Source organism: Mesorhizobium sp. M1A.F.Ca.IN.020.06.1.1 (assembly GCF_004023265.1).
Taxonomy (GTDB): Bacteria; Pseudomonadota; Alphaproteobacteria; order Rhizobiales; family Rhizobiaceae; genus Mesorhizobium.
This window is the reverse complement of the sequence record NZ_RZSR01000455.1, coordinates 1-4,650: the sequence shown is the minus strand read 5'-3', so window position 1 is coordinate 4,650 and position 4,650 is coordinate 1. Positions and strand designations below refer to the sequence as shown.

Here is a 4,650-nt window from a genome sequence, read left to right as displayed (position 1 = left end):
GCGTTGCACGACCGCGGCGTCGGCATCGAGGCCGGGCTGGCGTCGATCGGCGATGCGCTCAGGCTGGCCAGCCTCGATCATGGCCGCCGGGTGCTGCGCGTCCTGATCGAGATTTCCGAGCAGACGCTGGAGGAGGCCTTTGCCTTCGCCGACGGCATCGAAAAGCTGCTGCAACGCGAAGGCATTCACCGCTCGATCCTGCTGCATGGCGAGAACGCGACCGTGTGGCCCTTCGTCGAGCGGGCGGCGGCGCGGAAGTTTTCGACCCGTGTCGGGCTCGAGGACGGTAAGGAGTTGCCTGATGGGACGGTGGCGGACGGGAATGCGGCGCTGGTGAAGACGGCGGTGAGGATCTATCGCCGGGCGTGACTTGGTTCCTCGCCTCATGGGGAGGACCCAAGGCCAAAAGTCAGCCGAACTTCGTCAGCGGCTTGGCGGTTATCTCGACCCATTCGCAGCGCCGGCTGCGGTGGTAGAAGGATTGGAAGGGCGGCGGGAACGACGGATCCGCGAACGCCCCTACCGGAATTGCAGTTAGGCCGGGCTGCGTGTCGATGCGATAGTGCACTGTGGTCCCGCAATCAGGGCAGAAGCTGTAGGTTATCCGCCCGCCCTGCTCGCCGGTGCGCGTGAACTGCAGCGCGCGCCCGTCTATCGTCACATCGGCCTCGGCAAAGCGCACATTGTAGCTGAAGGCGCTGCCTGTGCGCCGCTTGCAGTCGAGGCAATGACACACCGAGATGCGCACCGGCTCGCCCGCGCAGGTGGCCGACAGCTGACCGCAGGAACATTCGGCGCGTCGCGTGACCATGCTGGCTCCTTTCGACCGAGTCTCGGCACCTTATGCAGTTCGGCGGCGTGGTGAAAGCACCTATCCGCCGAGCGTCGCCTACCCCTGCCAGGCCGTCAGATCCGCCAGTATCCGCGCCTTCACCGCCGGGTCGGCGTAGCTCGCATGCACCGATGTCGCGGCGAGCTGGCGGATGGTTTCACTGTCCCAGGCGAAGGTCTCGGCGCAGGCGGCGTAAGAGGCTTCGAGCGTCGTGCCGAGCAGCGCCGGATCGTCGGTGTTGATGGAGACGGGAACGCCGGCTTTGCGCAGAGCGTTGATCGGATGCTCGGCAAGCGAAGGATAGACGCCGAGTGCGATGTTGGAGATCGGGCAGACGCCGAGCGGAATTCGCCTCTGTGCGAGCAGGTCGACCAGAGCCGGCTCCTCGATCGCGCGAACGCCATGGTCGATGCGATCGGCGCCAAGCAGCTCGATGGCGTCGCGAACGCCCTCGGGACCGCTCGACTCGCCGGCGTGGACGGTGCGTCGCAATCCGGCCGTGGCGGCGCGGCGGAACGCCTCGGCAAAGCGCGGACCGGTGCGCCCGGCGGCCGCCTCGTTGCCGTCGATCGAAAGGGCCACGACGCGCGGGTGCCTGATCCTGCTCAGCAACTCCACCAGTTCGATGGCGTCCTCGGCCGACTGGGTGCGCAGCAGGCTGATGCAGAGCCCGACCGGCGGGTATCCATCCTGCTCGGCCGCCGCGAACCCGGCATCGAAGGCGTCGATCATGCCGGCGATGTTCCGGTGCCAGTGCGGCCAGTGGGTCGGATTGACGATGACATCGGCGTAGCGCACGCCGCTCTTGGCGATGCGCCGCGCAAATTTATAGGCGGTGATGGCCAGCTGCTCGCGCGTGCGAAACGTGCCGCACAGCCAGTCGAGCATTTCGAGGAAGCTCTTCAGATCATGCGCCTCGAAGAGCCTGTCGCGCGGCGCGCGCAGCGGGATGCCAGCCTCCTCGCAATTCCTGATCACGTCGTCGGCCTCGAAGCAGCCCTCGACGTGGATGTGCACTTCGGCCTTCGGCAACCCGATATAGTCGGTCAATGAAGCCTCCCGAGCTTTGTGGCGGCATCAAATCACGAAAGGCGAGATCAAGGCTTCAAGAAATGATTGAAAGATTTGTGTGTGATGGCCGCCAGTCTTCCCCCGTTGCGGGCCGTTGCGGGGGAGATCGGCAGGTTCGGCCTCACTGCGTGTCCGCGTGGGCTCTCAGCTCGGCGCGCTTCTCGTCCGACACCACCGCCAGATCCAGCACCTTCTGCAGACCCGCCGCATGGCGGAAATTGGGCTCGGCCTGCTCGCCGCTTTTCACCGCCTCGGCGAAGCGCTGGTAGTTGGTCGGCACGGTGCCGGCGTCAAACTCTTCCCATTTGGCGTCCTCGACATTGGCACCGATGCAGCCCTTCAACATCGAGCCATTGAGATTGTGCACCACCTCGATGCCGCCCTTGTCGCCATAGATGCGCAGCCTGAGCTCGTTGAGATGGCCGCTCGCCCAGCGGCTGGCATGCACCACGCCAAAGGCGCCGTTGGCGAAATCGAGCGTCATGGCGAAGCTGTCATTGGCGTCGAGCTGGTAGTCGCCGATGCGGTTGCCCGGCGCCTTGTCGAAGGCGCGCAGCCGGCAGAATACGTGGTCGATATCGAGGGCGGCGCCATAGCTGGCGAAGTCGAGGATGTGGATGCCGACGTCGCCGAGCACGCCGTTTGAGCCGTGGCCGCGCGAGAGCCGCCAGAGCCACTTGGGGTCGCTTCGCCAGTCGCCCCAGAATTTCGATACCAGCCAGCTCTGCAGATAGGAGGCCTCGACGTGGCGCACCGTGCCGATCTCGCCGGCCTGCACCATTTGTCGCGCCTTCTGCAAAGGCGCGACGTTGCGGTAGGTGAGGTTAACCATGTTGACGACGCCGGCGGCTTCCGCCGCATCGGCCATCTCGCTTGCCTTGCCGAAATTCTCCGCCAGCGGCTTTTCGCAAAGCACCGGCTTGCCGGCGGCGATCAGCGCCATCGTGGTCGGGTGATGCATGCGGTCGGGCGTGACATTGGCGACCGCGTCGAAACCGCCCCAGTCGAGCGCCGTCTCCAGCGAGGTGAAGCGCTTCGGGATCTTATAGGCGTCGGCATATTCGCCAACGCGGGCCGGATCGACATCGACGGCACCGACGATGTCGACGCCTTCGATGGCGCCGAAGCGGCGGGCATGCTCCTGCGCCATCCAGCCGGTACCGAGTATCAAAAGCCGCATTTTGCTCCTCCAGAGGAATTGGTTCGATTCAATGATATGAGGCGGGCGATCTAATTGTTGCTTGTACGCAATCCCAAACAGAAAACGGTTTAGCGGAAACCAGCCTCGCCGGGCGCATGCAGCTTGCCGCCGCGTTCGACGATCGGCTCCAGCGCCTTCTCCACCGGCACGTTGGGTGCTTTGAGGATGCCGGAATTCCTGCCCTGCGGGTTGTGCGCCCACTTCACTCCGTTGCGCAGCACCTTGTGCACGGTCGCGTCGTGGTAGGTCGGATAGGTTTCGTGGCCCGGGCGGAAGTAGAAGACATTGCCGGCGCCGCGCCGGTAGGTAAGGCCTGAGCGGAACACCTCGCCGCCCTGGAACCAGGAGATGAAGACTGTCTCCAGCGGCTCCGGCACGGCGAACTGCTCGCCATACATCTCCTCGTTCTCGAGCTCGAAATACTCGCCGATGCCTTCGGCGATCGGGTGGCTGGGGCTCGTCACCCAGAGCCGTTCGCGCTCGCCGGCCTCGCGCCATTTGAGCGTGCAGGGCGTGCCCATCAGCCGTTTGAAGATTTTCGAGAAATGGCCGGAGTGGAGCACGATCAGTCCCATGCCTTCGAAGATGCGGCGTGCGACGCGCTCGACCACATCGTCGGCCACCGCGCCATGGTCCTTGTGACCCCACCAGACGAGCACGTCGGTCTCGGCGAGGCGGGATTCAGGCAACCCATGCTCCGGCTGCTCCAGCGTCGCGGTCGAGGCGGAGATCGCCTTGTCTGCGTTGAGCGCGTTGGCGATGGCCGTGTGCATACCTTGCGGATAGATGCCGGCGACCACCTCATTGGTCCGCTCATGGATGTTCTCGCCCCAGACGACAGCGCGAATTGTCATGGATTGCCTCGTGATGGTGAGAGGGTGGAGCCGCCCGGCGCAATAGATAGCGTCTTCGGCCGGCATTGGAAGCGGTTTTTGCCCTTCGCTCCGCTGCACATGACGACGAGCCGGAAAGCATCGTTCGCGAACAACCACATACGCCTGTATGCTTCCGCTTTGATTCAACCACCTCCACCCAATTGGCAACCGTCCTTTCCCGTGCGCAATATCAGCTATGGGCGAAGTGCTTATAGGGGCGGCGATTTTTGCTTGTCTGGCCGGGGCGTCGCTGGTCAGCCTGATGGTGCATGAGCGCTTCCCTGCTCACCACCTTGGCGACGATACCAGCGCGGTGGTGCGGCTCGCCGCGAACCTCTTCATGGTGATGTCCTCGCTGGTCCTCGGCCTGATGATCAACTCGGCCAAGAACACGTTCGAATCCATCAACGTCAACGTCCACACCTTCGCCACCGATCTCATTCTGCTCGACAGAACGCTCCGACACTATGGACCGGAGGCGGACGGCGCCCGGCAATCGCTCACCGCCTATGTGCAGCGCGTCGTCGATACCTCGACGGCCGACAGCGACACGACGGTCGTCCCGAACAGGCTGTCGGAACTGCTGCTCAATCAGGTCGGCGATATCGTGGGCGGATTGACCCCTGCGAACGCCAGGCAGACCGCCGCGCAACAGGCGGCGGTCTGCCTGG

Annotated in this window: 5 protein-coding genes and 1 pseudogene; 2 read left to right on the top strand and 4 right to left on the bottom strand. The window is 64.4% G+C overall.

Going from position 1 to position 4,650, the window contains the following annotated elements; all coding sequences use genetic code 11:
* Window positions 1-369: 3-keto-5-aminohexanoate cleavage protein (locus tag EOA60_RS19565; protein WP_206628170.1), on the top strand; the 369-nt coding region annotated here is incomplete at its 5' end.
* A gap of 40 nt (window positions 370-409) precedes the next feature.
* Here EOA60_RS19565 and EOA60_RS19560 read toward each other — a convergent pair.
* The 4 genes from EOA60_RS19560 to EOA60_RS19545 all read right to left on the bottom strand — a co-directional run bounded on the left by EOA60_RS19560 (window position 410) and on the right by EOA60_RS19545 (window position 3,958).
* The gene (locus EOA60_RS19560; protein WP_095824649.1) at window positions 410-811 is read right to left on the bottom strand and encodes a GFA family protein; all 402 of its coding nucleotides are present in this window, start codon (window positions 809-811) and stop codon (window positions 410-412) included.
* 78 nt (window positions 812-889) lie between these two features.
* Window positions 890-1,882: an adenosine deaminase gene (gene add / locus EOA60_RS19555; RefSeq protein WP_095824650.1), complete on the bottom strand. Its 993-nt coding sequence runs from the start codon at window positions 1,880-1,882 to the stop codon at window positions 890-892.
* Window positions 1,883-2,024: 142 nt separating this feature from the next.
* Entirely contained in the window at window positions 2,025-3,083 is a 1,059-nt protein-coding gene (locus EOA60_RS19550; protein WP_095824651.1) for a Gfo/Idh/MocA family oxidoreductase, read from the bottom strand.
* 89 nt (window positions 3,084-3,172) lie between these two features.
* On the bottom strand, window positions 3,173-3,958 hold the full coding sequence (locus tag EOA60_RS19545) for a ThuA domain-containing protein (RefSeq protein ID WP_127335194.1): 786 nt from the start codon (window positions 3,956-3,958) through the stop codon (window positions 3,173-3,175).
* 217 nt (window positions 3,959-4,175) lie between these two features.
* Here EOA60_RS19545 and EOA60_RS19540 point away from each other — a divergent pair.
* A pseudogene (locus EOA60_RS19540) lies at window positions 4,176-4,650 on the top strand (DUF4239 domain-containing protein); the annotation flags it as partial.